This is a genomic window from Vogesella sp. LIG4, assembly GCF_900090205.1.
In the GTDB taxonomy this organism is placed as follows: domain Bacteria; phylum Pseudomonadota; class Gammaproteobacteria; order Burkholderiales; family Chromobacteriaceae; genus Vogesella.
This window is the reverse complement of sequence record NZ_LT607802.1, coordinates 3,724,590-3,746,666: the sequence shown is the minus strand read 5'-3', so window position 1 is coordinate 3,746,666 and position 22,077 is coordinate 3,724,590. Positions and strand designations below refer to the sequence as shown.

General features: G+C 67.2%; 23 protein-coding genes. 6 read left to right on the top strand and 17 right to left on the bottom strand.

What is annotated here, in order from left to right; translation table 11 throughout:
- Positions 1–173: 173 nt before the first annotated feature.
- The 13 genes from pcaF to PSELUDRAFT_RS17335 form a co-directional block, all read right to left on the bottom strand.
- A complete protein-coding gene (gene pcaF, locus PSELUDRAFT_RS17395) occupies positions 174–1,379 on the bottom strand; it encodes a 3-oxoadipyl-CoA thiolase (RefSeq protein WP_088968028.1) in 1,206 nt (401 codons plus the stop codon).
- Positions 1,376–2,932: a 3-hydroxyacyl-CoA dehydrogenase gene (locus PSELUDRAFT_RS17390; RefSeq protein WP_088968027.1), complete on the bottom strand. Its 1,557-nt coding sequence runs from the start codon at positions 2,930–2,932 to the stop codon at positions 1,376–1,378. Before PSELUDRAFT_RS17390 ends, pcaF begins: the two co-directional genes overlap by 4 nt.
- Before the next feature lie 35 nt (positions 2,933–2,967).
- A complete protein-coding gene (locus PSELUDRAFT_RS17385; RefSeq protein WP_088968026.1) occupies positions 2,968–3,765 on the bottom strand; it encodes an enoyl-CoA hydratase-related protein in 798 nt (265 codons plus the stop codon).
- A gap of 4 nt (positions 3,766–3,769) precedes the next feature.
- The gene (locus PSELUDRAFT_RS17380) at positions 3,770–4,165 is read right to left on the bottom strand and encodes a RidA family protein (protein WP_088968025.1); all 396 of its coding nucleotides are present in this window, start codon (positions 4,163–4,165) and stop codon (positions 3,770–3,772) included.
- Positions 4,165–4,605, bottom strand: a complete 441-nt coding sequence (locus PSELUDRAFT_RS17375; RefSeq protein WP_088968024.1) for a thioesterase family protein — start codon at positions 4,603–4,605, stop codon at positions 4,165–4,167. Before PSELUDRAFT_RS17375 ends, PSELUDRAFT_RS17380 begins: the two co-directional genes overlap by 1 nt.
- Entirely contained in the window at positions 4,602–5,777 is a 1,176-nt protein-coding gene (locus PSELUDRAFT_RS17370; RefSeq protein ID WP_088968023.1) for an acyl-CoA dehydrogenase family protein, read from the bottom strand. Before PSELUDRAFT_RS17370 ends, PSELUDRAFT_RS17375 begins: the two co-directional genes overlap by 4 nt.
- 10 nt (positions 5,778–5,787) lie before the next feature.
- Positions 5,788–6,633, bottom strand: coding sequence for an enoyl-CoA hydratase family protein (locus tag PSELUDRAFT_RS17365; protein ID WP_088968022.1), 846 nt, complete (start codon positions 6,631–6,633; stop codon positions 5,788–5,790).
- Between the two features lie 21 nt (positions 6,634–6,654).
- Positions 6,655–7,440: an SDR family NAD(P)-dependent oxidoreductase gene (locus PSELUDRAFT_RS17360; RefSeq protein ID WP_088968021.1), complete on the bottom strand. Its 786-nt coding sequence runs from the start codon at positions 7,438–7,440 to the stop codon at positions 6,655–6,657.
- A 24-nt stretch (positions 7,441–7,464) separates the two neighbouring features.
- Positions 7,465–9,786 (bottom strand): bifunctional salicylyl-CoA 5-hydroxylase/oxidoreductase, encoded by a 2,322-nt coding sequence (locus PSELUDRAFT_RS17355; protein ID WP_088968020.1) that lies wholly within the window; start codon positions 9,784–9,786, stop codon positions 7,465–7,467.
- A 237-nt stretch (positions 9,787–10,023) separates the two neighbouring features.
- Positions 10,024–10,284: a DUF2164 domain-containing protein gene (locus PSELUDRAFT_RS17350; RefSeq protein ID WP_088968019.1), complete on the bottom strand. Its 261-nt coding sequence runs from the start codon at positions 10,282–10,284 to the stop codon at positions 10,024–10,026.
- The gene (gene dbpA, locus PSELUDRAFT_RS17345; protein WP_088968558.1) at positions 10,284–11,666 is read right to left on the bottom strand and encodes an ATP-dependent RNA helicase DbpA; all 1,383 of its coding nucleotides are present in this window, start codon (positions 11,664–11,666) and stop codon (positions 10,284–10,286) included. Before dbpA ends, PSELUDRAFT_RS17350 begins: the two co-directional genes overlap by 1 nt.
- Positions 11,667–11,780: 114 nt before the next feature.
- Positions 11,781–12,167: a VOC family protein gene (locus tag PSELUDRAFT_RS17340; RefSeq protein WP_088968018.1), complete on the bottom strand. Its 387-nt coding sequence runs from the start codon at positions 12,165–12,167 to the stop codon at positions 11,781–11,783.
- Positions 12,168–12,217: 50 nt separating this feature from the next.
- Positions 12,218–13,378, bottom strand: coding sequence for a sorbosone dehydrogenase family protein (locus PSELUDRAFT_RS17335; protein WP_088968017.1), 1,161 nt, complete (start codon positions 13,376–13,378; stop codon positions 12,218–12,220).
- Between the two features lie 307 nt (positions 13,379–13,685).
- Here PSELUDRAFT_RS17335 and PSELUDRAFT_RS17330 point away from each other — a divergent pair, with 307 nt between their 5' ends.
- The 3 genes from PSELUDRAFT_RS17330 to PSELUDRAFT_RS17320 are packed head-to-tail and all read left to right on the top strand — an operon-like array spanning position 13,686 to position 15,880.
- On the top strand, positions 13,686–14,936 hold the full coding sequence (locus tag PSELUDRAFT_RS17330) for a SpoIIE family protein phosphatase (protein WP_088968016.1): 1,251 nt from the start codon (positions 13,686–13,688) through the stop codon (positions 14,934–14,936).
- The gene (locus PSELUDRAFT_RS17325; protein ID WP_088968015.1) at positions 14,933–15,493 is read left to right on the top strand and encodes a SiaB family protein kinase; all 561 of its coding nucleotides are present in this window, start codon (positions 14,933–14,935) and stop codon (positions 15,491–15,493) included. The genes PSELUDRAFT_RS17330 and PSELUDRAFT_RS17325 overlap by 4 nt, the downstream gene beginning before the upstream one ends.
- A 3-nt stretch (positions 15,494–15,496) precedes the next feature.
- Positions 15,497–15,880 carry a DUF1987 domain-containing protein gene (locus PSELUDRAFT_RS17320; RefSeq protein ID WP_088968014.1) on the top strand — a complete coding sequence of 128 codons (384 nt, stop codon included), beginning with the start codon at positions 15,497–15,499 and terminating at the stop codon, positions 15,878–15,880.
- A 10-nt stretch (positions 15,881–15,890) separates the two neighbouring features.
- Here the strand turns inward: PSELUDRAFT_RS17320 and PSELUDRAFT_RS17315 are convergent, their stop codons facing one another.
- The gene (locus PSELUDRAFT_RS17315; RefSeq protein ID WP_088968013.1) at positions 15,891–16,346 is read right to left on the bottom strand and encodes a GyrI-like domain-containing protein; all 456 of its coding nucleotides are present in this window, start codon (positions 16,344–16,346) and stop codon (positions 15,891–15,893) included.
- A 6-nt stretch (positions 16,347–16,352) separates the two neighbouring features.
- The gene (locus PSELUDRAFT_RS17310; RefSeq protein WP_088968012.1) at positions 16,353–16,928 is read right to left on the bottom strand and encodes a DNA-3-methyladenine glycosylase I; all 576 of its coding nucleotides are present in this window, start codon (positions 16,926–16,928) and stop codon (positions 16,353–16,355) included.
- Between the two features lie 173 nt (positions 16,929–17,101).
- Here PSELUDRAFT_RS17310 and PSELUDRAFT_RS17305 point away from each other — a divergent pair, with 173 nt between their 5' ends.
- The 3 genes from PSELUDRAFT_RS17305 (at position 17,102) to PSELUDRAFT_RS17295 (ending at position 20,600) form a co-directional block, all read left to right on the top strand.
- On the top strand, positions 17,102–18,589 hold the full coding sequence (locus tag PSELUDRAFT_RS17305; protein WP_088968011.1) for a diguanylate cyclase: 1,488 nt from the start codon (positions 17,102–17,104) through the stop codon (positions 18,587–18,589).
- A 207-nt stretch (positions 18,590–18,796) separates the two neighbouring features.
- The gene (locus PSELUDRAFT_RS17300) at positions 18,797–19,363 is read left to right on the top strand and encodes an ANTAR domain-containing response regulator (RefSeq protein ID WP_197693902.1); all 567 of its coding nucleotides are present in this window, start codon (positions 18,797–18,799) and stop codon (positions 19,361–19,363) included.
- Between the two features lie 88 nt (positions 19,364–19,451).
- Positions 19,452–20,600 carry a CmpA/NrtA family ABC transporter substrate-binding protein gene (locus tag PSELUDRAFT_RS17295; protein WP_231895253.1) on the top strand — a complete coding sequence of 383 codons (1,149 nt, stop codon included), beginning with the start codon at positions 19,452–19,454 and terminating at the stop codon, positions 20,598–20,600.
- Positions 20,601–20,680: 80 nt separating this feature from the next.
- Here PSELUDRAFT_RS17295 and PSELUDRAFT_RS17290 read toward each other — a convergent pair whose 3' ends face one another.
- Entirely contained in the window at positions 20,681–21,490 is an 810-nt protein-coding gene (locus PSELUDRAFT_RS17290) for an FTR1 family protein (protein ID WP_088968009.1), read from the bottom strand.
- Between the two features lie 36 nt (positions 21,491–21,526).
- Complete coding sequence (locus PSELUDRAFT_RS17285; RefSeq protein ID WP_088968008.1) at positions 21,527–21,850, bottom strand: cupredoxin domain-containing protein; 324 nt, start codon at positions 21,848–21,850, stop codon at positions 21,527–21,529.
- Positions 21,851–22,077 lie beyond the last annotated feature (227 nt).

The window sequence follows — 22,077 nt, the reverse complement described above, 5'->3', positions numbered from 1 at the left end:
GGTCTCCTCCTGTGCTGCCGCTCGGTCATGACTCGGGGTCTGCCCGGCGCAGCATCATTGGCTGTAGTGGCGGCTTACTGTCAACAAATCTGCGAATCTGAAAAATTGAAAATTCAAATATTGATAACTGAAGCAATGTGCCGGGCAGGGTTGGCCGCAAGCGTGGCGTGGCGCTAGACGCGCTCCAGCACCACCGCGATGCCCTGGCCGACGCCGATGCACATGCTGCACAGCGCATAGCGGCCCTGGCGGCGTTGCAGCTCGTAGCTGGCGGTGGCCAGCAGGCGCGCGCCGCTCATGCCCAACGGGTGGCCCATGGCGATGGCGCCGCCGTTGGGGTTGACGCGGGTGTCGTCCGCCTCCAGCCCCAGCTCGGCCATCACTGCCAGCGCCTGGGCGGCAAAGGCTTCGTTCAGTTCGATCACGTCCATGTCGTCCAGGCTCAGCCCCAGCCGCGCCAGCAGCTTGCGGCTGGCCGGTACCGGGCCCATGCCCATCAGCCGCGGCTCCACGCCGCTGCTGCACATGCCGAGGATGCGGCTGCGCGGTGTCAGCCCGTGGCGGCGCACAGCGTCCCCGGAGGCGATCAGCAGCGCGCAGGCGCCGTCGTTGACGCCGGAGGCATTGCCGGCGGTCACGCTCAGTTCCGGCCCGTTGATGCCCTTGAGGCGCGCCAGGCCGTCCAGCGTGGTGTCCGGGCGCGGGTGCTCGTCGGTATCGAACTGGCGGCTTTCCTTGCGCGATACCGCCACGCTGACCGGCACGATCTCGTCGCGGAACACGCCGGCGACCTGTGCCCGCTGCCAGCGCTGCTGCGAGCGCAGGGCGAAGGCGTCCTGCGCCTCGCGGCTTATGCCGCAGGCGGCGGCGACGTTGTCGGCGGTCTGCGGCATGGAGTCGGTGCCGAAGGTGCGCTGCAGCAGCGGGTTGATGAAGCGCCAGCCTATGGTGGTGTCGTGAATCTCCATGCTGCGGCCGAAGGGCTGCTCCGACTTGGGCAGCACGAATGGCGCACGCGACATGCTTTCCACGCCGCCGGCGATCATCAGCTCGGCATCGCCGCAGGCGATGGCGCGGGCGGCGCTGGCTACCGCGTCCATGCCGGAGCCGCACAGGCGGTTGATGGTCATGCCGGGGGCGCTGACCGGCAGCCCGGCCAGCAGCGCCGCCATGCGCGCCACGTTGCGGTTGTCTTCGCCTGCCTGGTTGGCGCAGCCCAGCAGCACGTCGTCCAGCGCCGACCAGTCCAGCAGCGGGTGGCGCGCCAGCAGCGCCTTGATCGGCAGCGCGGCCAGGTCGTCGGTACGGATGCCGGCCAGGCTGCCGCCGTAGCGGCCTATCGGGGTGCGGACGGCGTCACAGATATAGGCGTGTTTCATGCGGTTCCCCTCTGGTGGTACAGCGCGGCGGCAGGTTGGCCGCACAGCTCGGCGAAATGCAGCCGCTCCAGCAGCGGCGCTACCCGGTAGCGATCCTCGCCGTGGCTGTCGGCCAAGTGGCGGATCACCGTGCGCACGGTGGAGAAGCCGATCTGCTCGCCCCAGGCCAGCGGGCCGCAGGGGTAGTTGACGCCCAGGCGCATGGCGGTATCGATGTCGTGGGCGCTGGCGTGGCCCTGGCCCAGCAGGTCGGTGGCCTCGTTCACCAGCATGGCCACGGTGCGCAGCACCGGCAGCCCGGCCGCGTCCGGCAGCAGCGTCACCTGCAGGCCGGCGGCCTGCAGCAGGCCGATGGCGGCATCGCGCGCCGCCGGGGAGGTGCCGGCGCTGGCCTGGATTGCCAGCCGCGTGGCCCGGGCGTAGTCCAGCGCCAGGTCCAGCAGTATCAGCTCGGGCTGGCCGCTCTCCAGTGCGCGGCGGCTGGCGCAGTGGCCGTCGCTGGGGTAGAGCCGTGCGCCGGCCACGCTGGCGATGCAGCCGTCGCCGGCGTGGCTGCGGCTGAAGTTCACCCCGGCTTGCGCCAGGCGCGCGGCCAGCGCCTGGCCGGCCACGCTGTCGTCGAACACGGTGATGTGGAGCGGGCAGGGTTGCGGCGGCTCGCTCTGCGCCACGGGTGGGGAAACCCCGTCGCCGTAGTGGTAGAAGCCGCGCCCGCTCTTGCGACCCAGCCAGCCGGCGTTGACCATTTCCTGCTGGGTGAGGGTGGGGGTGTAGCGCGGGTCGTGGAAGGTGGCCTGCCACACCGACTGGCTGACGGCGAAGTTGATGTCCAGGCCGATCAGGTCCATCAGCTCGAACGGCCCCATGCGAAAGCCGCCGGCCTCGCGCAGCAGCGCATCCAGCGTGGCATGGTCGGCTATGCCGTCCTGCGCCAGGCGCAGGCTTTCCGAGTAGAACGGCCGCGCGATGCGGTTGACGATGAAGCCGGGGGCGGAGCGGGCGGCCACCGTGGTCTTGCCCCAGGCTTGCGCGGTGGCGGTCAGCGCCTGCAACGTGTGCGGGGCGCTGGCCAGACCGCTGACGATTTCCACCAGCGCCATCTGCGGCGCCGGGTTGAAGAAGTGCATGCCGGCCAGCCGCGCCGGCTGCTGCAGCGCGGCGGCAATGGCGGTGATGGAAATGGACGAGGTGTTGCTGGCGAACAGGCAGTCGTCGGCCACCACGGCTTCCAGCTGGCGGAACAGCGCCTGCTTGGCATCCAGCCGCTCCACGATGGCCTCGATCACCAGCCCGGCCTCGCAAAGCGCATCCAGCGCGTCCGCCGGGCTGACAAGGTTGGCCGCAGCCTCGGCCTGCTGCTCGCTCAGCTTGCCCCTGGCCGCCAGTTTGGCGAACTGGCGGCGGATGCCGGCCACGGCGTTGGCGGCGGCCTCGGGCTGCAGGTCGTACAGCCGCACCGGGTGGCCGGCGGCGGCAGCCACCATGGCTATGCCGCTGCCCATCACGCCGGCGCCGATGACGGCAACCAGGCGGGAAGGTGGGAGTGCGCTCATCGCTGGGCTCCTGTGTTGTCTGTGGGGTGGGGCGCTTAACGGCCGCGCCAGTGTGGTGGCCGCTTTTCCTGGAAGGCGGCCAGGCCCTCGTGGCGGTCCTCGCTGCCGGCCAGCAGCACGAAGCTGGCGCGCTCCAGCGCCAGGCCGGCGCTCAGCGTGGTTTCGTCCGCCTGCAGGATGGCCTCCTTGGCCAGCCGCAGCGCCAGCGGTGCCTTGCCGGCGATGGTGGCGGCCAGTTCGCGGGCGCGCGGCAGGCAGTCGGCATCGGCGCAGACTTCGGCCACCAGCCCTGCGGCCAACGCTTCGGCGGCGGTGATGGGCAGGCCGCTGAGCACCATTTTCATGGTCAGCGACTTGCCCACCGTGCGCAGCAGGCGCTGGGTGCCGCCGGCGCCCGGCATCAGCCCGAGGTTGATTTCCGGCTGGCCGAAGCGGGCGGATTCGCCGGCGATCAGGATGTCGGCATGCATCGCCAGCTCGCAGCCGCCGCCCAGCGCAAAGCCGCACACCGCGCCGATCAGCGGCTTGGGAAAGCGGGCGATGCGGGCGAACAGCTGGCGCCGCTCGTCCAGCAGCACTGCCACCATGTCCTTGGCGGCCATCTCCGCCAGGTCGGAGCCGGCGGCGAAGAAGCGCTCGCCGCCGCTGAGCAGCACGCAGTTCACTGCCGGGTCGGCCGCGGCCTGCTCCAGCAGCGCGGCCAGCGCCTGCAGCAGCGGGGTGGACAGTGCGTTGCGCGCCTCGGGGCGATTGAGCTGGATTTCCAGCACGCCGGCAGCTGGCGGCGTGAGCAGCAGCAGCGTGGGGTCGGCCTGGTAAGGGGCGGCGTTCATGGCGTCAGTCCGGAATCACGGCGGTGACTTCGATTTCCACCTGCGCGCGGTCTTCCACCAGGTCGGCCACCTGCACCGCGCTCATCACCGGGTAGTGGCTGCCCATCACCTCGCGGTAGGCGCGGCCGATTTCCTTCAGCCGGGCAACGTATTCCTTCTTGTCTTTCAGGTACCAGGTCATGCGCACGATATGGGCGGGCTCGCCGCCGGCGGTGGCCACCACCGCCACGCAGTTGTCCAGTGCCTGGCGGATCTGCGCTACCAGGTCGTCGCTGTCGAACTGGCACTGCGCGTTCCAGCCGATCTGGCCGCCGACGTAGATCTGCCTGCCGCGTGCCTCGATGCCGTTGGAGTAGCCGCGCGGGGCCAGCCAGTTTTCCGGTTGAATGATCTTGTGCATCACGGGGTTTCCTTGAAGTTCAGCAGCGCCAGCCGCACGTCGTCCGGCCAGGGTTGCGATTGGTGGGTGTCCAGCGAGGTGGCGACCAGGCGCTGGCGGATGCGCAGCCGCGGCTCGCCCTGGTGGCTGATCAGGTGCTGCAGCTGCAGCGAGCGGGTGCCGACGTGGCTTACCGCCAGTTCGAACTGCAGGATGTCGCCCATGCGCGACGGGCGCAGGAAGTCGGTTTCCAGGTGGGCGGTGGGGGTGCCGATGCGCCGCTGCATGATCAGCTGGCTCCACGGGTGGCCCAGCTGTTCCCACCATTGCTCCACCACGCCGTTGAGCATGCAGAAGTACTGCGGGAAGAACACGATGCCGGCCGGGTCGCAGTCCATGAACTGCACGCGCACCTCGCGGCGGAAGCGGCCGCCGTCCGGCAGCTGGCTCAGTTCGCTCATTGGCTGTCTCCCGCGCTGGCGGCCTTGAGCAGCTCGCGGCCAACGATCAGCTTCTGCACTTCGGTGGCGCCTTCGTAGATGCGCAGCGCGCGGATCTCGCGGTACAGCGACTCCACCTTGACGCCGCTTTTCACCCCCAGGCCGCCGTGCAGCTGCAGTGCGGCGTCGATCACGCGCTGGGCGTTCTCGGTGGCGGTCATCTTGGCCATGGCCGCTTCGCGGGTGGTGGGGCGCTGCAGCACGTCGCGCTGCCAGGCGGCGCGCCAGGTCAGCAGCGCGGCGGCATCGATATCGGTAGCCATGCTGCCCAGGCTGGCCTGGCTCAGCTGCAGGTCGGCCAGGGTGTGGCCGAACATCGGTCGCTGCCGTGCGTAGCTCACCGCTTCGTCCAGCGCGCGGCGGGCGAAACCCTGCGCCGCCGCCGCCACCGAGGCGCGGAAGATGTCCAGCGTGCGCATCGCCAGCTTGAAGCCTTCGCCGGACGGCCCCAGACGGTTGGCCGCAGGCACGCGCATATCGGTGAAGCGCAGGTGCGCCAGCGGGTGCGGCGCCATCACTTCCAGCCGCTCGACGATGTCGAAGCCCGGCATGTCCGGCGTGACGATGAAGGCGGAGATGCCGCGCGTGCCCGGCGCCTCGCCGGTGCGGGCGAACACGCAGTAGAAGTCGGCGATGCCACCATTGGAGATCCAGATCTTTTCGCCGTTCAGCAGGTAGTGCTCGCCGTCCAGCCGCGCCTCGCACTGCATGGCAGCCACGTCGGAGCCGGCCAGCGGCTCGGTCAGCGCAAAGGCGGCGATGGCGTCGCCACTGGCCACGCGCGGCAGCCAGTAGCTTTTCTGCTCCGCCGTGCCGGCCAGGGTGATGGCGCCGCTGCCCAGGCCCTGCATGGCAAAGGCGAAGTCGGCGAGGCCGTCATGATAGGCCAGGGTTTCACGGGCGATGCACAGCGCGCGCGAATCCAGCTGCGGCAATGCGCCGCCGTACTCGCCGGGCACGCAGTAGCGCAGGAAGCCGGCGGCACCCAGCGCACGCACCAGCTGGCGGCAGCTGTGGTCGACATCGTGGTGGTCGATGGCCGGCATGCGCTCGCGCGCCCATTGCAGCAGCTGCGCGGACAGCTGGCGGTGTTCTTCGCCGAAAAACGGCAGGTCGAGATGGCTGCGATCCATGGCGCGGTCCTCAGTTGCCTTCGAAACGGGGGCGCTGCTTGGCGGCGAAAGCCTCGAACGCGCGGTGGAAGTCCTGGGTCATCATGCAGATGGCCTGGGCCTGCGCCTCGGATTCGATCATCTCCTCGATGCCCATCGCCCATTCCTGGTTGATCATGGTCTTGGTGATGCCGTGGGCGAACCACGGGCCGTCGGCCAGGCTGCGCGCCAGTGCCTCGGCGCCGGCCTGCAGCGCATCCTGCGCGTACAGCTCCTTGAAAAAGCCCCAGGCCAGGCCTTCTTCGGCGCTCATGGCGCGGCCGGTCATCAGCAGGTCGGTGGCGCGGCCGGTGCCTATCATGCGCGGCAGCAGGCCGCAGGCGCCCATGTCGGCGCCGGCCAGGCCGACGCGGGTGAACAGGAAGGCGGTGCGCGCCTCCGGCGTGGCCAGGCGGAAGTCGGCGGCCAGCGCCAGCATGGCGCCGGCGCCGGCGCACACGCCGTCGATGGCGCAGATCACCGGCTGCGGCGCACGGCGCATGGCCTTGATCAGGTCGCCGGTCATGCGGGTGAACGCCAGCAGCTGCGGCATGCTCATGCGGGTGAGCGGCTCGATGATCTCGAACACATCGCCGCCGGAGCAGAAGTTGCCGCCGGCACCCTGCAGGATCACCACCCGCACGTCGGAGGCATGCACCAGGCGCTGGAACAGGTCGCGCAGCTCGGCGTAGGAATCGAAGGTGAGCGGGTTCTTGCGCTCCGGGCGGTTGAGGGTGATGGTGGCGACGCGGCCATCCTCGCTGCACTGCCAGGCGAAATGGCGCGCCTGGTAGTGCTGCAGCGGCTGCTTGTGGTCTTGCATGGAGAATTCGGCCATGGCGGTTTCCTCGGTATGGGGCTACATCACTTCACCGCCGGCAACGGCGATGGACTGGCCGTTGATGGCTTCGGCGCCGGGCAGGCACAGCCACAGCACGGCATTGGCCACTTCCTCCGGCTGGATCAACCGCCCCTGCGGGTTGCTGGCGGCCAGCGAGGCCTCGGCCTCGGCACTGCTGCGCCCGGTCTTGGCGACGATGTTGTGGATGGCTGCCTGCAGCAGCGGGGTATCGGTATAGCCGGGGCAGACGGCGTTGACGGTGATGCCGCTGCGCGCCAGCTCCAGTGCCAGCGCGCGGGTGAGGCCGATCACGCCGTGCTTGGCGGCGCAGTAGGCGGCCACGTAGGCGTAGCCGGTCAGCCCGGCGGTGCTGGCGATGTTGACGATGCGGCCCCAGCCGTGCCGCTGCATCGCCGGCAGCGCGGCGTGGATGCCGTGGTAGCAGCCGCCGAGGTTGGTATCCAGCATCTGCTGCCACAGCTCGGGGTCGGTCTTGCCGAACGGCGCCGAACGCGCGGCGCCGGCGTTGTTGATCAGGATGTCGATATCGCCGCGTGCGCGCGCCGCCTCGGCAAAGGCGTGCTGCACTTGCTGGTGGTTGGTGATGTCGGCCAGTACCTGGCCGTGGCCGTCGCCCGGCAGCTGCTGGCGCACCGCCTCCAGCTTGGCCGCGTCACGGCCCAGCAGGGTGAGGCGGGCGCCGTGGCTGGCCAGCGCCACGGCGATGGCCTGGCCGATGCCGCCGCCGGCACCGGTGACCAGCGCATGGCGGCCGTCTAGCAGGGTGGAGTGTTTGTTGTTCATGCCGGTGTTCCTGTCTGGTGGCGCTTACTTGGCGGGCTGCTGGTAGCTGCGGCCAAGGTTGGTTTCGTACTGCCAGCGGCCGGACTGGTACTGCTTCGGCCAGGCCAGGCCCTTGTAGCCGATGCGTGCCGCTTCGTGCAGCGTCCAGGCCGGGTCGGCCAGGTGCGGGCGGGCGATGGCGCACAGGTCGGCGCGGCCGGCGGCGATGATGCTGTTGACGTGGTCTGCCTCGAAGATGGTGCCCACCGCCACGGTGGGGATGCCGGCCTCGTTGCGGATCTGGTCGGCGAACGGGGTCTGGAACATGCGGCCGTACACCGGCTTTTCTTCCTTCCATACCTGGCCGGACGAGCAGTCGATGAGGTCGGCGCCGGCTTCCTTGAACAGGCGGGCGATGGCTAGCGCGTCGTCCGGGGTGTTGCCGCCGGGGAACCAGTCATGGCAGGACAGCCGCACCGAGATCGGCTTGTGCTGCGGCCACACCGCGCGGATGGCGCGGAACACTTCCAGCGGGAAGCGGGCGCGGTTTTCCAGGCTGCCGCCGTATTCGTCGTCGCGGCGGTTGGTCAGCGGCGACAGGAAGGACGACAGCAGGTAGCCGTGCGCGCAGTGCAGCTCCAGGATGTCGAAGCCGGCCTCGGCGGCAAGCCGGGTGGCGTTGACGAAATCGGTGGTGATCTTGTCCAGGTCGGCACGGTTGGCCGCACGCGGCAGCTGGCTGTGCGGCAGGTAGGGCAGCGCGCTGGCGGAAACCAGCTCCCAGGCGTCTTGCTCCAGCGGCTGGTCTATGCCTTCCCACGCCACGCGGGTGGCGCCCTTGCGGCCGGCGTGGCCCAGCTGGATGCCGATCTTGGCCGGGCTGCTGGCATGCACGAAGTCGACGATGCGCTTCCATGCCGCGGCATGCTCCGGCCGGTACATGCCGGCGCAGCCCGGGGTGATGCGCGCCTCCGGCGATACGCAGGTCATCTCGGTGTACAGCAGGCCGGCACCGCCCATGGCGCGCGAGCCGAAGTGCACCAGGTGGAAGTCGCCCACGGTGCCGTCCTGTGCCGAGTACATTGCCATCGGCGACATCACCACCCGGTTGGGCAGGGTGAGGCCGCGCACGGTGAACGGGGTGAACATCGGCGGCGGCGCAGCCTGGTCGGCGGCCACCGGCACGCCGGCCTGCGCGGCGAACCAGCGCTCGTAGCCTTCCAGCCAGCCCTTGTCGCGCAGGCGCAGGTTTTCGTGCGAGATGCGCTGCGAGCGGGTGAGCATGGAGTACATGAATTGCTGCGGTTCGAAGCGGTCGCAGTAACGTTGGCCGCATACCTCGAACCAGGCCATGGCGTTCCAGGCGGCGTTCTGCAGGCGCAGGGTCTCGATGCTGCGTGCCGCCTGGTATTCGCGCAGCACGTGGCCGATCTGCTGCGGGCTGTCGCCGTGCAGCTGGAACTGGCGGGTAAGCTCGATGGCGTCTTCCAGTGCCAGCTTGGTGCCGGAGCCGATGGCGAAGTGCGCGGTGTGCACCGCGTCGCCCATCAGTACCACGTGCGCGCCGTTGTCGCTCTGCAGCCACCATTGCTCGCACACCACGCGCTGGAAGTTGAGCCAGGCCGAGCCGCGCAGGTGGCGGGCATTGGTCATCAGCGGGTGGCCGCCCAGGTGGCGGGCGAACAGCTGCTGGCAGAAGTCGATGGACTGCTGCTGGTCGGCCTGGTCCAGGCCGTGCGCCAGCCACACGTCTTCCGGGCATTCCACGATGAAGGTGGTGGTGTTCTCGTCGAACTTGTAGATGTGCGCCTGGAACCAGCCGTGCTCGGTCTGTTCCCAGATGAAGGTAAAGGCGTCGAACAGCTGGTTGGTGCCCAGCCAGATGTAGCGGTTGGGGCGCTTGACGATGTCCGGCTTGAACACGCTTTCGTACTTCTGCCGCGTGCGCGACGAAATGCCGTCGGCGGCGATGATCAGGTCGGCATCGGCGAATTCGTCGTCCGATTCGATCTCGTGCTCGAACACCAGTTCCACGCCCAGCTCCAGGCAGCGCTCCTGCAGGATGTTCAGCAGTTTCTTGCGGCCGATGCCGACAAAGCCGTGGCCGCTGCTGAGGATGGTTTCGTCGTGGATGCGCAGCTCGATGTCGTCCCAGTGGTTGAACGCCACCTGGATGGCCTCGGCCGATTGCGGGTCCCACTGGCGCAGGCCTTCCATGGTGGCATCGGAGAACACCACGCCCCAGCCGAAGGTATCGAACGGCTTGTTGCGCTCCACCACGGTGATGTGGTGCTGCGGGTTGAGCCGCTTCATCAGGATGGCGAAATACAGACCGGCCGGGCCGCCGCCCATACAGACAATACGCATGGTGTGTCTCCCTAATGCTGGGGTGGAACTGCCTGCCGTGACATGACGGCGAGGCGGTGATGTACGCTGTACGTTAGATTTAAATAATTTAAGTGTAAAGCAATTTGATGTTATGACCGGGGCAGGCTGCCAGTAAAGCGTAGACGAAATGCGACAGCGGCAAAGAAAAAGGCGGCCGCAAACAAAAAGAGGCTGGCCTTGCGGCCAACCTCGATGGGGGATGCTGCTACCGGCAGCTCAGCGCCGGCGCTGTGCCTGCCACCAGCCGAACTCTTCCTCGTGCACCTCGGCATCCACTTCCTGCACCCGCTGCAGCAGGCGCTGCTGGGTGTCGCGCACCGCGCGGTTGTAGATGCTGGGGCCGATCTCGCCCAGCAGGAAATCCAGCAGCGCCTCGCACTGCAGCCGCCCCGGCGTTTCGTCCAGGTTGGCCGCACAGTAGCGTTGCAGCGAGTCCAGCGCCTGCTCGCGGTCGCGCTTGTCCAGTTTGATGGTCATTAGTCCAGCAGCCGCATCTTGTACTGCTTGGCCTTGATCTTGCCGTTGGCCAGGCGCGGGAAGGCCTTGTCGGCGATGTTGCGGTCCAGCGCCACGAAGGTGTTGAACTCGAACACGGTGATCTTGCCCACCTGGCTGCCGGTGAGGCCGCCTTCGCCGGTGAAGGCGCCAAGAATGTCGCCCGGGCGCAGCTTGTCGCGCTTGCCGCCGGCAATCTCCAGCATCACCATCGGCGGCAGCAGCGGGCCGCCCGGGGCTGCCTTGAGATCCTCCAAACGCTCCCAGTTCAGGTCGGCCTTCTGGTATTCCTCGATCGCCGAGGCGCGGCGGGCGTCGCTGGGGCTGACCAGGGTCAGTGCCAGGCCGTGCTTTTCGCCGCGGCCGGTACGGCCGATGCGGTGGATGTGCACTTCCGGGTCGTGCGCTACGTCCACGTTGATCACCAGGTCCAGCTCCTTGATGTCCAGGCCGCGTGCCGCCACGTCGGTGGCCACCAGCACGGTGGCGCTCTTGCTGGCGAAGCGTGCCAGCACCTGGTCGCGGTCGCGCTGCTCCAGCTCGCCGTACAGCGCCAGCGCCGAGTAGCCGGCGAACTGCAGCGCCTCCACCAGCTCCTTGCAACGCTGCTTGGTGTTGCAGAACGCCAGCGCCGAGCCGGGGCGCACGCTTTGCAGGATGCTCGCCACCACGTCCAGGCGATGATCCGGGTCGATCTCGTACCACCATTGCTCGATCTGGCCCGCGTCGTGCAGCGCTTCCACCTGCACCATGTGCGGCTGTTTCATGAACTGCTCGGCCAGCTTGCGGATATTGTCCGGGTAGGTGGCGCTGAACATCAGCGTCTGGCGCTGGCGCGGGCAGGCGCGCACGATGCCGACGATCTCCTCGATGAAGCCCATGTCCACCATGCGGTCGGCCTCGTCCAGCACCAGGGTCTTCACCCCGGACAGGTTGAGCGTGCCGCGCGACAGGTGATCCTGCAGCCGGCCCGGCGTACCCACCACGATGTGCGCGCCGTGCTCCAGCGAGGCGCGTTGCGGCGCCATCGGCGTACCGCCGCACAGGGTGATTACCTTGATATTGTCGATGCAGCGCGCCAGGCGGCGGATTTCCTGCGCCACCTGGTCGGCCAGCTCGCGCGTGGGGCACAGCACCAGGGACTGGATGCCGAACCAGCGCGGGTTGAGGCTGGTGAGCAGGCCCAGGCCGAACGCCGCCGTCTTGCCGCTGCCGGTCTTGGCCTGGGCGATCACGTCGCGGTTGTCCAGGATGGAAGGCAGGCTGGCGGACTGGATCGCCGTCATGCTGTGGTAGCCGAGGCTGTCGAGGTTGGCCAGCATCGGGGCGGGCAGGTTAAGGCTGGCGAATTTGGCTTTGCTCACAATGACTTGGCTTTGCTGATGATTCAAGGCGCCGGAGTGTAGCAGCCCGGCGCCTTGCGGCCAACCTTGGCGCATCAAGGGTGGCAGAGTTGGCCGCAAGTTGCTGGATGGTACTCAGACAGCTTCGTGGCACACCACCTCGATATTGTGTCCGTCCGGGTCCAGCACGAAGGCACCGTAGTAGTGCGGGTGATAGTGCGGGCGCAGCCCCGGGGCGCCATTGTCGCGGCCGCCGGCGGCCAGCGCGGCGGCGTGGAAGGCATCCACCTGCTGACGGTTGCTTGCCCGGAAGGCCACGTGCAGCGGCGGCTGGTTCGGCGTGCCGCGGCTGAGCCAGAAGTCCGGCTTGGGTGCCTCGCCGAAGCCGGCCACGTCGGTGTGGCCGGTAATGGCGGCGCTGAACTCCAGCAGCAGCTGGTAGCCGATAGGCGCGAGCGCGGCCAGGTAGAAGGCTTTGCTGCGGGCAAAGTCGCTGACGATGATGCCGGTGTGGTCGATCATGTGGTGCTCCAGGGTAGGTGAAACGTTGTCGGGGAAAGGTTTGCGGGGGGCTAGCTGGCGGGTTTGGCTACCAGGCGGATCAACTGGCCGTTGCGGTCGTCGCTGAACCACAGGCTGCCGTCGGCCGCCGACTTGATCTCCACCGGCCCGGCCGGGCCGTGCTGGCCGCGCCACGGGCCGAGCAGGGTGACGCTCGGCCCGCGCGGCAGGCCGCGCGCGTCGGTGGGGAAGGCGACGATGCGCTGACCATGCTGGCGGTAGCCGTGGTAGCCGATCACCAGCCAGTTGCGCCACGCCGCCGGCGCCTGGCTGCCGCTCCACCAGCTCATGCCCAGCGGTGCGGCATGCGCCGGCAGCAGGCGCAGCGGTTTGCGTGTGCTGCGGCAGTCGTAGCCGGGGAATTCCGGCGCCGCCACCGCGTTGTCGTAGCAGTAGGGCCAGCCGTAGTGCTGGCCGGCCTGCAGCAGGTTCAGCTCGTCGTGCGGCAGTTCGTTGTCGTTGGGCAGGCCCAGCGGCAGGTGGATGGCATCGCGGCTGTTTTCCACCTGCAGCACGCTGCCGGACGGGTGTACGGCGATGGCCATGCTGTTGCGCAGGCCGCGGGCGAAGATGCCCTGGTATTGCAGCGCGCTGCCATCCCAGCGGTAGCGGCGCACCACGCCGGCGGCCTCGTCGCCTTCCGCCTCCGGGCAGTGCCCGGCCTGGCGCTCGGCGGCGCTGGCCTGCTCGCAGTTATTGCTGCTGCTGCCCACGTTCACGTACAGCGTGTCGCCGGCCAGGGTGAAGGTGCTCAGCGGGTGGCGCTGGCGAATGGGCAGGGTGGCCAGCTGCTGGCGTTGCTCCGGCTTGTCCAGGGTAAAGCGGCTGATGCGGCCAACCTCGCCCAGCAGGATGCTGCCGTCCGGCAGCTGGGTGACGCCGTGCGGGCGGTCCAGGCCCTTGAGCAGCACCTGTTTTTGCCACTGGTCACCCTGGCGGCGCAGCAGCAGCAGGCGGCCGCTGGCACCATCCCAGCGCCCCAGCTCGGTAAACAGCACGCCGCCGTCGGCCAGCAGGGCAATGCCGCGCGGCTGGCTCAGGCCGTCGGCGACGATGCCGGCACACAGCCCGCGCACAACAGGGGCGGCGAGGGCGGGCAGGCCGTCACAGTTGGCCGCATGGGCGGCGGGCAGCGCCAGCAGCAGGGCGGCAGACAGGAACAGGCGGCGCATGGGCGGGCTCCGGGTTGGCTATGACGTGACCATATTATAGGCATCTGTTCGCAGTCAGCTGTGTCTGGGCTGCCAGCGCGTTGAAAACGCTGCGGCATGCGCATTTGCTGGTGGTGGATTCTGCTGCCGCCACGGTGCTTGCCCCGGCTGCGTGGTGGCAAATTCCCCTGGTACTTATCATTAATATTGAACAATGACGTTTGATTCTTTGGATTCTGTTTAACAGTGCATTCAAATTAACGTCACGGTACGGTAATGCCGGCTGCCTACACTGCGCGCCATTGTTTCGTTGACGCAGGAATCCATCATGCATAGCGATCGCGCTGCGCTGTCCGCGGTAACCCAGGTAGCCGGCCATCTGCTGCAAAGCCCGCCGGTAGTGACCCCGGAAAGCAGCAACTACCAGGTGCTGGAGCTGTTCACCGCCCAGCCGGACTTGTCCAACCTGCCGGTGGTGCGCGATGGCGCGCCGCTGGGCATCATCAACCGCAACCACTTCATGAGCATGCTGGCGCGGCCGTTCCATCGCGAAATCTTCGGCCGCAAGCCGTGTACCGCGTTCATGGATGCCAACCCGCTGGTGGTGGATTACCACCTGCCGCTGACCGAGCTGTCCTACCTGGCGCTGTCGCGCGGCGACAAGGTGCTGTCCGACGGCTTCATCCTCACCGTGGACGGTGCCTACGCCGGCCTGGGTCTGGGGGTGTCGCTGGTGCAGGCGCTGGCCGACCAGCAGGCGCAGAAGCATCGCCAGATGATGGACAGCATCAACTACGCCTCGGTGATCCAGCAGTCCTTCCTGCAAAGCTCGCGCCGCGACATGGCGGCCCGGCTGGATGATTACTTCATGGTGTGGGAGCCGCGCGACGTGGTGGGCGGCGACTACTACTACTTCGTGAAGCGCGACGACGGCTTTTTCGTGGCGGTAATCGACTGCACCGGCCACGGCGTGCCCGGCGCCTTCATGACGCTGATCATGGCCTCGGCGCTGAAGCAGGTATTGAGCACCTACGACCTGCACAACCCGGCAGCGCTGCTGTCCGCCATCAACCGCCTGGTGAAGGAGTCGCTGGGCCAGCTGTCCGACGACGAGCGCCAGGTGGAGGAAAACGTCGAGGTGCGCTCCGACGACGGCATGGACTGCGCGTTCTGCTGGTACGACAACGCCAGCCATTCGCTGACCTTTGCCGGCGCCAAGACGCCGATCTTCGTACTGCCCAAGGGGAGCGACGAGGTGGTGGTGGTCGACGGCAACAAGAAGGGGGTGGGCTATGTGTCCACGCCGCTGGACTACGAGTGGGACAACCACCGCGTCAAGCTGAAGCCGGGCAGCCGGCTGTACATCAGCACCGACGGCATCATCGACCAGATCGGCGGCCCCAAGCGCATCTGCTTTGGCAAGAAGCGCTTCAAGGAACAGATTCTCAAACACGCCCACAAGCCGATGGCGGCACAGCGCCAGGCACTGCTGGACGCCTTCCACCACTGGCAGGGCGAAAACAGCCGCCGCGACGACGTCAGCCTGTTTGGCATGCATTTCATGGAGCAGCACGCATGAGCCTGGACGCTTTTCACCGTTTCCAGAACCTGGCCCGCGACGAGAGCGTGGTCTTCTACTACACCGGCTACTTTTCGCAGGCCATCGTCACCGCCATGGCCGACGCGCTGCGCCTGCGCCTGAACCAGACCGACGCCAGCAATGTGCAGCGCCGCAAGCTGTTCTCGGTATTCATCGAGATGGCGCAGAACGTGGTGCATTACTCCGCCGAGCACCTTACCGCCATCGACAGCGACGACCAGGAAATCCGCCGTGGCGCGCTGTGGGTGGGCGAGCACCAGGGGCAGTTCTACGTGGTGTGCGCCAATCCGGTGGACCGCAACCAGGTTGGCCGCATCCGCGACAAGCTGGCGCCGCTCTTGGGCATGAGCAATGACGACATCAAGCAGCTGTACAAGCAGAAGCTGCGCGCCGAGAACGACGCTGAAAGCAAGGGCGCCGGCCTGGGGTTCCTGACGGTGGCGCGCGATGCCAGCGGCCCGGTGGAGTTCGACTTCGCCGACGAGCACGGCCCGGACAGCCCGACCACTCTGTTCTATCTGAAAGCCACAATCTGAATCATGCAAAACATCCATCTTGCCGCCACCAGTTTCAGCCCGGAAGTGAACTTCGACTTTGCCAGCCACCGCTTGTCGCTGAAGGGTGAGTGCTACCCGGAAAACGCCGCGGTGTTCTTCGAGCCGCTGATGAACGCGCTGCATGGCTACCTGGCCGCGCTGAGCCAGACCCAGATCACCTTTGACGTGCAGCTGGCCTATTTCAACAGCGCCAGCACCAAGGCGATCCTGGCCATCTTCGAGCGCCTGAACGGCGCCGCAGTGGCCGGCAACTATGTCACGGTGAACTGGTACAGCGACCCGGACGACGACACCATCATGGAGTTCGGCCAGGAAGTGGCCGACGACAACGCCGCGCTGGAAGTGCACCTGCTGGAACTGGCCTGAGGCCGCTGCTTCAGGCCAGCGCGAACTGCAGCTCGACGTGGTTGCCGCTGTCTTCCGGCCCCAGCCAGCGGTGGTAGACCTCGCGGCACTGCTGCCCCGGCATGGCGCCGGCAGCGGCAATGGCGGCCAGCAGCGGTGCATAGCCATGGCTGAACAGCCCGTGCAGCGGGCCGTGGTAGTCGTGGCTGGCGCAGTGCAGCGGCGGCAGGGCAAGCAGGGCGAACGGCCCGTCGCCCGCTGCCTCGCCGCTGACCGGCAGGCAGAAATCCACCCGGTGCAGGCTGCTGGCGTCGTGCGGCAAGTCGTGGTGCACGAAGATCCACGGCCCGTCTGGCTGCAGGCCCAGTTGCCGTGCGGCCGTTTCCAGCTGCGGGCAGAGCAGGGCAGCCTCGGGGCCGACTTCCGGCAGGCACAGGTTGCGGCTGGCAGCCAGTACGCGCAGGGCGGGTAGCTGTTTGCGATGCATGGCGGCTCAGTCCTGTTGATGGCGCGGGTGGCAGGGGCAGTTGGTGAGGTGGTCGTTCACTACCCCGGTGGCCTGCAGGAAGGCGTAGATCACCGTGCTGCCGACGAAATTCATGCCGTGTTTTTTCAGCGCCTTGCTGATGCGGTCCGACAGCGGCGTGCTGGCCGGGCACTCGGCCAGGCTGGCCCAGTGGTTGACCACCGGCTGGCCATCGACATGCTGCCACAGCCAGCTGGCAAAGCTGCCGTACTGCTGCTGCATGGCCAGGAACACGCGGGCATTGCGGATGGCGCTGTTCACCTTCAGCCGGTTGCGCACGATGCCGGCATCCTGCAGCAGCCGCTCCACGTCGTCCCCGGTCATGGCGGCAACCCTGGCCGGCTCGAAACCGTGAAACAGCCGGCGGTAGTTGTCGCGCTTTTTCAGGATGGTGATCCACGACAGCCCGGCCTGGGCGCCTTCCAGCACCAGCATTTCAAACAGCTTGTCATCGTTGTGCACCGGGCGGCCCCACTCCAGGTCGTGGTAGGCGATGTACAGCGGGTCGTCGTTGCACCAGCCACAGCGTTGCAATGCATTCATCGGGATGCCTTTCTGCCGGTGGCGGAAGCGTGCTTAATGACAATAGGTTTTTCTTTAAGCAAATGCAGTTTTATCTTACAAGCACCAAGCTTTACTGATATGGTGATTCTATCAAGTGCCATTTGCATGGCGGAGAGAGCGCCAGCATACGCCTACCATGCGGAAGCCGAGAAATGACGTTGTCTGAAGACCTGTCGTTGCCTGTAGTGCCGGAAATGGCTGATGCCTACCACAGCGTCAGCTTTCGGCGCCTCTGGCGCAACGGCACCAGGCTGCAGCAGAGCACCTTTCTGCTGGCCTGGCTGGTCTGCACCTCGCTCAGCGTCGGGCTGGGGCTAGCCTCGGTCATCCACGCCTGGTCCGGGCTGCCGCTGAGCTACGGCGGCGTGGAACTGTATATCTCCATCTACCCCCCGATACTGATCTGTACCTGGTGGGCACTGTGCTTCGGCTGGTTCTGGGGCGCGCTGCCGGCCTATCTTTCCACCCTGAGCCTGGCGCTGTACGCCGGCATGCCCTGGTACTGGGCGCTGCTGTTCGCCTGCGGCAACCCGGTGGGGCTGGGGGTGATGGTGCTGGGCTACCGCGCCATCGCCATGCCCTGTTCGCTGTATTCCTGGCGCGCACTGGTGTTCTTCCTGCAAATGGCCTTCGTGGGCTGCATGTTCAGCTCCTCCGCCGCGCTGGTGTGGTGTTACACCAATAAGGTGGACCAGGTGGCGCTGTTCGCCATCTGGCAGGGCTGGTGGCTGGGCAACTTCCTGCAGAACATCTTCCTGGTGGTGCCGATAATGGCGCTGACCTGGCCACGGGTGGAAGCCTGGCTGGAGTGTCACCAGCAGCTGTTGTCGGTGCAGCCCACCGAGTCGCGCAAGCTGGTGCTGCGGCTGATGGGCGTGCTGATCATCAGTGTGCTGATCTACGCCTTCACTACCATCTGGCTGGGTACCGAAAGCGTGCAGGCGCAGCTGCACAGCGGCCAGATTGACAAGCTCAGTCATGCCGCCGACCGTCTCTCCGGCATGATCTGGGCGTTCTTCTGGGTGATCGCCTTCATTGCGCTGTTCATGGGCATGTTCGGCTACCAGATGTTCCTGCACTGGCACCGTACCAATACTGCGCTGCTGGAACAGCTGGGGCAGGCCAATGCAGACCTGGCAGAGCAGGCGCGCACTGACGGCCTGACCGGGCTTGCCAACCGCCAGAGTACCAACCGCGCGCTGGCCGACTGCTGGCACAACAGCCGCTTGCGCGGCGAGCGGGCGGCGCTGCTGATGCTGGATATCGATCTGTTCAAGCGCATCAACGACGACTACGGCCACGTGGCCGGTGATCGGGCGATTCGCACCGTGGCGGCCCTGCTGCGGCACGAGGTACGCAGCAGCGACCTGGCCGGGCGCTTCGGCGGCGAGGAATTCGTGCTGCTGCTGCGCCGCTGCGAGCTGAGTACCGCGCTGGAAGTGGCGGAGCGGATACGCCAGCGGGTGGAGCAGGCCATCATCGACGGCGAGCACGACCCGTCGCTGCGGGTGACGGTGAGCATAGGCGTGGCGATGGCGCAGCGCGATGACAGCGATGCCGAACACTGGCTGCGCCGCGCCGACGAAGCGCTGTACCAGGCAAAACGGCAGGGGCGCAATCGTGTGATCCAGGCGGCCTGAGCCATAAGCCAACGAACCGGGTTCCAGGCGACATGCCACCCGGCGTACTGACAAAGCCCTTGCGCAGCGCGCAAGGGCTTTGCCGTTTTCGACGGTCGGCGGTGACCAGACTAGCCGGCGGCGCATGCCGGCGCCTTGTTGGCATGCCGCTTGCTGCTGCTGAAGCATGACTACAGGCAGACAAGGATCACGGCGGTGCTGACGGTGATGTTGGTCAATGACGGATCAGGCAGGGTGACAGCGTTGCGGGAGGCGCTGGCCGCGGCCGGCGTGCGCGTGGTGGCGGAGGTGGAGGCCACCCCGCAGCTGGCGGACGTGCTGGCCGCCGCCCGGCCGGACGTGGTGCTGATCGACAGCGATGCGCCCGCGCGCGACATGCTGGAACAGGTGTGCGTGATGGGCGCCAGCCATGGCCAGCCGGTGGTGATGTTCACCGGCGACGACAGCCGCGAAACCATGCGCGCCGCCTTGCAGGCCGGCGTGGCCGCCTATGTGGTGGGGCAGGTGGAAAGCAGCCGCATCCAGACCGTGCTGGAAGTGGCCATCGAACGCAACCATATCGAACAGACGCGCCGTGCCGAGCTGGCCGACGCCCAGCGCCAGCTGGCGGAGCGCAAACTCATCGAAAAAGCCAAGGGCCTGCTGATGCAGATGAAGGGCCTGGACGAAGCCAGCGCCTACAAGCAGCTGCGCGAACGCGCCATGAAACAGCAGAAGAAACTGGCGGACGTGGCGCAGGAGATCATCAGCCTGGCCGAGTGGCTGCAGTCATGATGCCGCCATGCCACGCCATGGTGCGTCACCGCGCCATCACGGTGCGCGGCGCGGGCCGCCGAACCAGAGCGAACAAGGAGTACAGCCGTTGAATGCAGGCAACACGCTGCCGGCCGGCAAGCCGGAGAAAACCGAAGTCAGGGTGGGCTACCTGCCGCTGACCGATTGCGCCGCGGTGATCGTGGCCGCCGAACTTGGCTTCGACCAGCGCTACGGCATCCGCATCCTGCCCGCGCGTGCGGGCAGCTGGGCCGCGGTGCGCGACGGGCTGCTCACCGGCGAGCTGGACGCCGCGCATGCCTTGTACGGCCTGATGTACGGCGTGCACCTGGGGCTGGGCGGCATGCAGCGCGATATGGCGGTGCTGATGACGTTGAACCAGAACGGGCAGGGCATCACCCTGGCGGCGCAGCTGGCGGCGGAAGGCGTGAAAAGCGGCGACGACCTGGCGCGGCGCATCCGGCGCGATGCGCGCCGGTTCACCTTTGCGCAGACCTTTCCCACCGGCACCCACGCCATGTGGCTGTACTACTGGCTGGCCGCGCTTGGCATCCACCCGCTGCGCGACGTGAAAAGCATCGTGGTGCCACCGCCGCTGATGGTGGCGGCGCTGCGTGCCGGGCAGATGGACGGCTACTGCGCCGGCGAACCATGGCACAGCCTGGGGGCCGCCGAAGGCGTCGGCTTCACCATCGCCAGCAGTGGCGACATCTGGCCGGATCACCCGGAAAAGGTGCTGGGCGCCACTGCCGACTGGGCTGCGGCCAACCCTGGCACCGCCAGTGCGCTGATTGCCGCGCTGCTGGACGCCTCGCGCTTTGTCGACGACGTACGCAACCGCGAGCAGGTGGCCGCATTGCTGGAAGAAAAGGGCGGCCTGCCGCTGCCGGCCGCGGTGCTCAATGCCGGGCTGTCCGGCACCTGCGTGGCGGGCGGGCTGAAGTGTTTCGACGACGGGCGGGTGAACTACCCCTACCTGTCCGACGGCATGTGGTTTCTTACCCAGTACCGCCGCTGGGGGCTGTTGCCGCAGGAGCCGGACTACCTGGCACTGGCGCGCAGCATCAACCATGTGGCGCTGTACCAGCAGGGCGCGGCGCTGGCCGGGGTGCCGCTGCCGGCCAGCAGCATGCGCAGCAGCCGGCTGATGGACGGCGTGGTGTGGGACGGGCGCGACCCGGCCGGCTACGCAGCCGGCTTCGCCGTGCAGGGCGCTGCCGCTGTGGCCAGGCAATAAAAAGCCGGGCGGCCCGGCATGAAAAACGCCGCGCCTCGTAACGAGGGCGCGGCGTTTTTGTTCGGGCCGGGCAGTGGCTGTCAGGCTGCCTTGCGCGCCTGGTGGCGCAGGCCGACGACTACCGCCAGCCAGAACAGCGCGTAGACCAGGACCAGGCTCAGCGACGGCTGGGCGCGATAGCCGGTGAAGTTGGCGATGAAGCCACCCAGGCTGCCGCTGTCGCTCAACAGGCGGCTGCTGTCCCACACCGGGTCCAGCAGGGTCGGCAGCAGGTTCAGGTTGATCGCCCGCTCGCTGGCGTTCACCAGCAGCGATGCGGCCAACAGCAGCAGCAATACTTCGCTGATGCGGAAGAAGCGCTGCCAGGTGAGGAAGCGGCTGCTCTGCTGCAACAGCCAGAAGGTGCCCCAGGCCAGCAGTACGCCCAGCGGCAGCATCAGCCAGAACAGCGGGTTGCCGCCTTCGCCGGAGCCCAGGCCGTAGAGGAACACCACCGCCTCCGAGCTTTCGCGCGATACCGCCAGCGCCACCACGATGAGCATGCCCCACCAGTTGGCGTTCTGCTGCGCGTCGGCCAGGCTGCTTTCCAGCTCGCGTTTGAGCTTGCGGCCGTGGGCGCGCATCCAGAACACCATCTGCACGATCAGTGCGGCGGCCACGCTCACCATGCCCAGCTGGAAGTATTCCAGGCCGGTGTCGCTGAGCACATCGGCCACGCCGACGATGGCGAAGGCCAGCAGGATGGCCAGACCCACGCCGGCCGCCACGCCACCCCACAGGTAGCGCATGCCGGTGCGGTGGCCGTGTTGTTTCAGCCAGCTGTGCAGAATGCCTACCACCAGCATGGCTTCGACGGTTTCCCGCCAGACGATGAACAGAGCGTTACCCATATTGCGTGCCCGTTTTGCTTGCGACTGTGGCGTGGATTACTTGGCGACGATCTCGCCCTTGACCTTGTCTTCGTTGAATTCGTTGACGAACTTGTAGCTGCCGGCCTTCAGCGCTTTCACTTTCAGCTGCACGGTCTTGCCGGCGGCGATCACTTTTTCCACGCGCAGCGGCTTGCTTTCGAACTCGATGGCTTTCTTGCTGCCGTTCTGTACTTCGATCACGAAGTCCTGACCGGCGGTAACGTTCAGCTGCTTCGGGTTGAAGCCGTTTTCATCAACGCTCAGCTTGACGATGTTGTCGGCGGCGAAAGCGGACAGGGCCAGGGTGGACAGGGCGACGGCAGCGATGATCTTGCGCATGGAAGACTCCGTGAAAACGTTGCTTGGTTGGTTGTTGTGGCGGGATTGTATCGCAAACATCAACGAGAATCACTCTTGATATCGTTTTGTTACAAAGCGGCCCATTCCGGGCCGTGGCAGACCCGCTTCGGTGCGTACATGCACCAGATGCTGGCGGCAAAGCGGTAAAAACGCCGCCAGAACAGGGATTTGCTGCCCGTGCAGGCAGGCACGCCGTTTGCTGTACT

What these genes read in the sequence shown, in the direction of transcription:
- pcaF (WP_088968028.1), bottom strand. Translation starts at nt 1,379, where the DNA reads ATGAAACACGCCTATATCTGTGACGCCGTCCGCACCCCGATAGGCCGC.
- PSELUDRAFT_RS17390 (WP_088968027.1), bottom strand. Translation starts at nt 2,932, where the DNA reads ATGAGCGCACTCCCACCTTCCCGCCTGGTTGCCGTCATCGGCGCCGGC.
- PSELUDRAFT_RS17385 (WP_088968026.1), bottom strand. Translation starts at nt 3,765, where the DNA reads ATGAACGCCGCCCCTTACCAGGCCGACCCCACGCTGCTGCTGCTCACG.
- PSELUDRAFT_RS17380 (WP_088968025.1), bottom strand. Translation starts at nt 4,165, where the DNA reads ATGCACAAGATCATTCAACCGGAAAACTGGCTGGCCCCGCGCGGCTAC.
- PSELUDRAFT_RS17375 (WP_088968024.1), bottom strand. Translation starts at nt 4,605, where the DNA reads ATGAGCGAACTGAGCCAGCTGCCGGACGGCGGCCGCTTCCGCCGCGAG.
- PSELUDRAFT_RS17370 (WP_088968023.1), bottom strand. Translation starts at nt 5,777, where the DNA reads ATGGATCGCAGCCATCTCGACCTGCCGTTTTTCGGCGAAGAACACCGC.
- PSELUDRAFT_RS17365 (WP_088968022.1), bottom strand. Translation starts at nt 6,633, where the DNA reads ATGGCCGAATTCTCCATGCAAGACCACAAGCAGCCGCTGCAGCACTAC.
- PSELUDRAFT_RS17360 (WP_088968021.1), bottom strand. Translation starts at nt 7,440, where the DNA reads ATGAACAACAAACACTCCACCCTGCTAGACGGCCGCCATGCGCTGGTC.
- PSELUDRAFT_RS17355 (WP_088968020.1), bottom strand. Translation starts at nt 9,786, where the DNA reads ATGCGTATTGTCTGTATGGGCGGCGGCCCGGCCGGTCTGTATTTCGCC.
- PSELUDRAFT_RS17350 (WP_088968019.1), bottom strand. Translation starts at nt 10,284, where the DNA reads ATGACCATCAAACTGGACAAGCGCGACCGCGAGCAGGCGCTGGACTCG.
- PSELUDRAFT_RS17340 (WP_088968018.1), bottom strand. Translation starts at nt 12,167, where the DNA reads ATGATCGACCACACCGGCATCATCGTCAGCGACTTTGCCCGCAGCAAA.
- PSELUDRAFT_RS17335 (WP_088968017.1), bottom strand. Translation starts at nt 13,378, where the DNA reads ATGCGCCGCCTGTTCCTGTCTGCCGCCCTGCTGCTGGCGCTGCCCGCC.
- PSELUDRAFT_RS17330 (WP_088968016.1), top strand. Translation starts at nt 13,686, where the DNA reads ATGCATAGCGATCGCGCTGCGCTGTCCGCGGTAACCCAGGTAGCCGGC.
- PSELUDRAFT_RS17325 (WP_088968015.1), top strand. Translation starts at nt 14,933, where the DNA reads ATGAGCCTGGACGCTTTTCACCGTTTCCAGAACCTGGCCCGCGACGAG.
- PSELUDRAFT_RS17320 (WP_088968014.1), top strand. Translation starts at nt 15,497, where the DNA reads ATGCAAAACATCCATCTTGCCGCCACCAGTTTCAGCCCGGAAGTGAAC.
- PSELUDRAFT_RS17315 (WP_088968013.1), bottom strand. Translation starts at nt 16,346, where the DNA reads ATGCATCGCAAACAGCTACCCGCCCTGCGCGTACTGGCTGCCAGCCGC.
- PSELUDRAFT_RS17310 (WP_088968012.1), bottom strand. Translation starts at nt 16,928, where the DNA reads ATGAATGCATTGCAACGCTGTGGCTGGTGCAACGACGACCCGCTGTAC.
- PSELUDRAFT_RS17305 (WP_088968011.1), top strand. Translation starts at nt 17,102, where the DNA reads ATGACGTTGTCTGAAGACCTGTCGTTGCCTGTAGTGCCGGAAATGGCT.
- PSELUDRAFT_RS17300 (WP_197693902.1), top strand. Translation starts at nt 18,797, where the DNA reads ATGTTGGTCAATGACGGATCAGGCAGGGTGACAGCGTTGCGGGAGGCG.
- PSELUDRAFT_RS17290 (WP_088968009.1), bottom strand. Translation starts at nt 21,490, where the DNA reads ATGGGTAACGCTCTGTTCATCGTCTGGCGGGAAACCGTCGAAGCCATG.
- PSELUDRAFT_RS17285 (WP_088968008.1), bottom strand. Translation starts at nt 21,850, where the DNA reads ATGCGCAAGATCATCGCTGCCGTCGCCCTGTCCACCCTGGCCCTGTCC.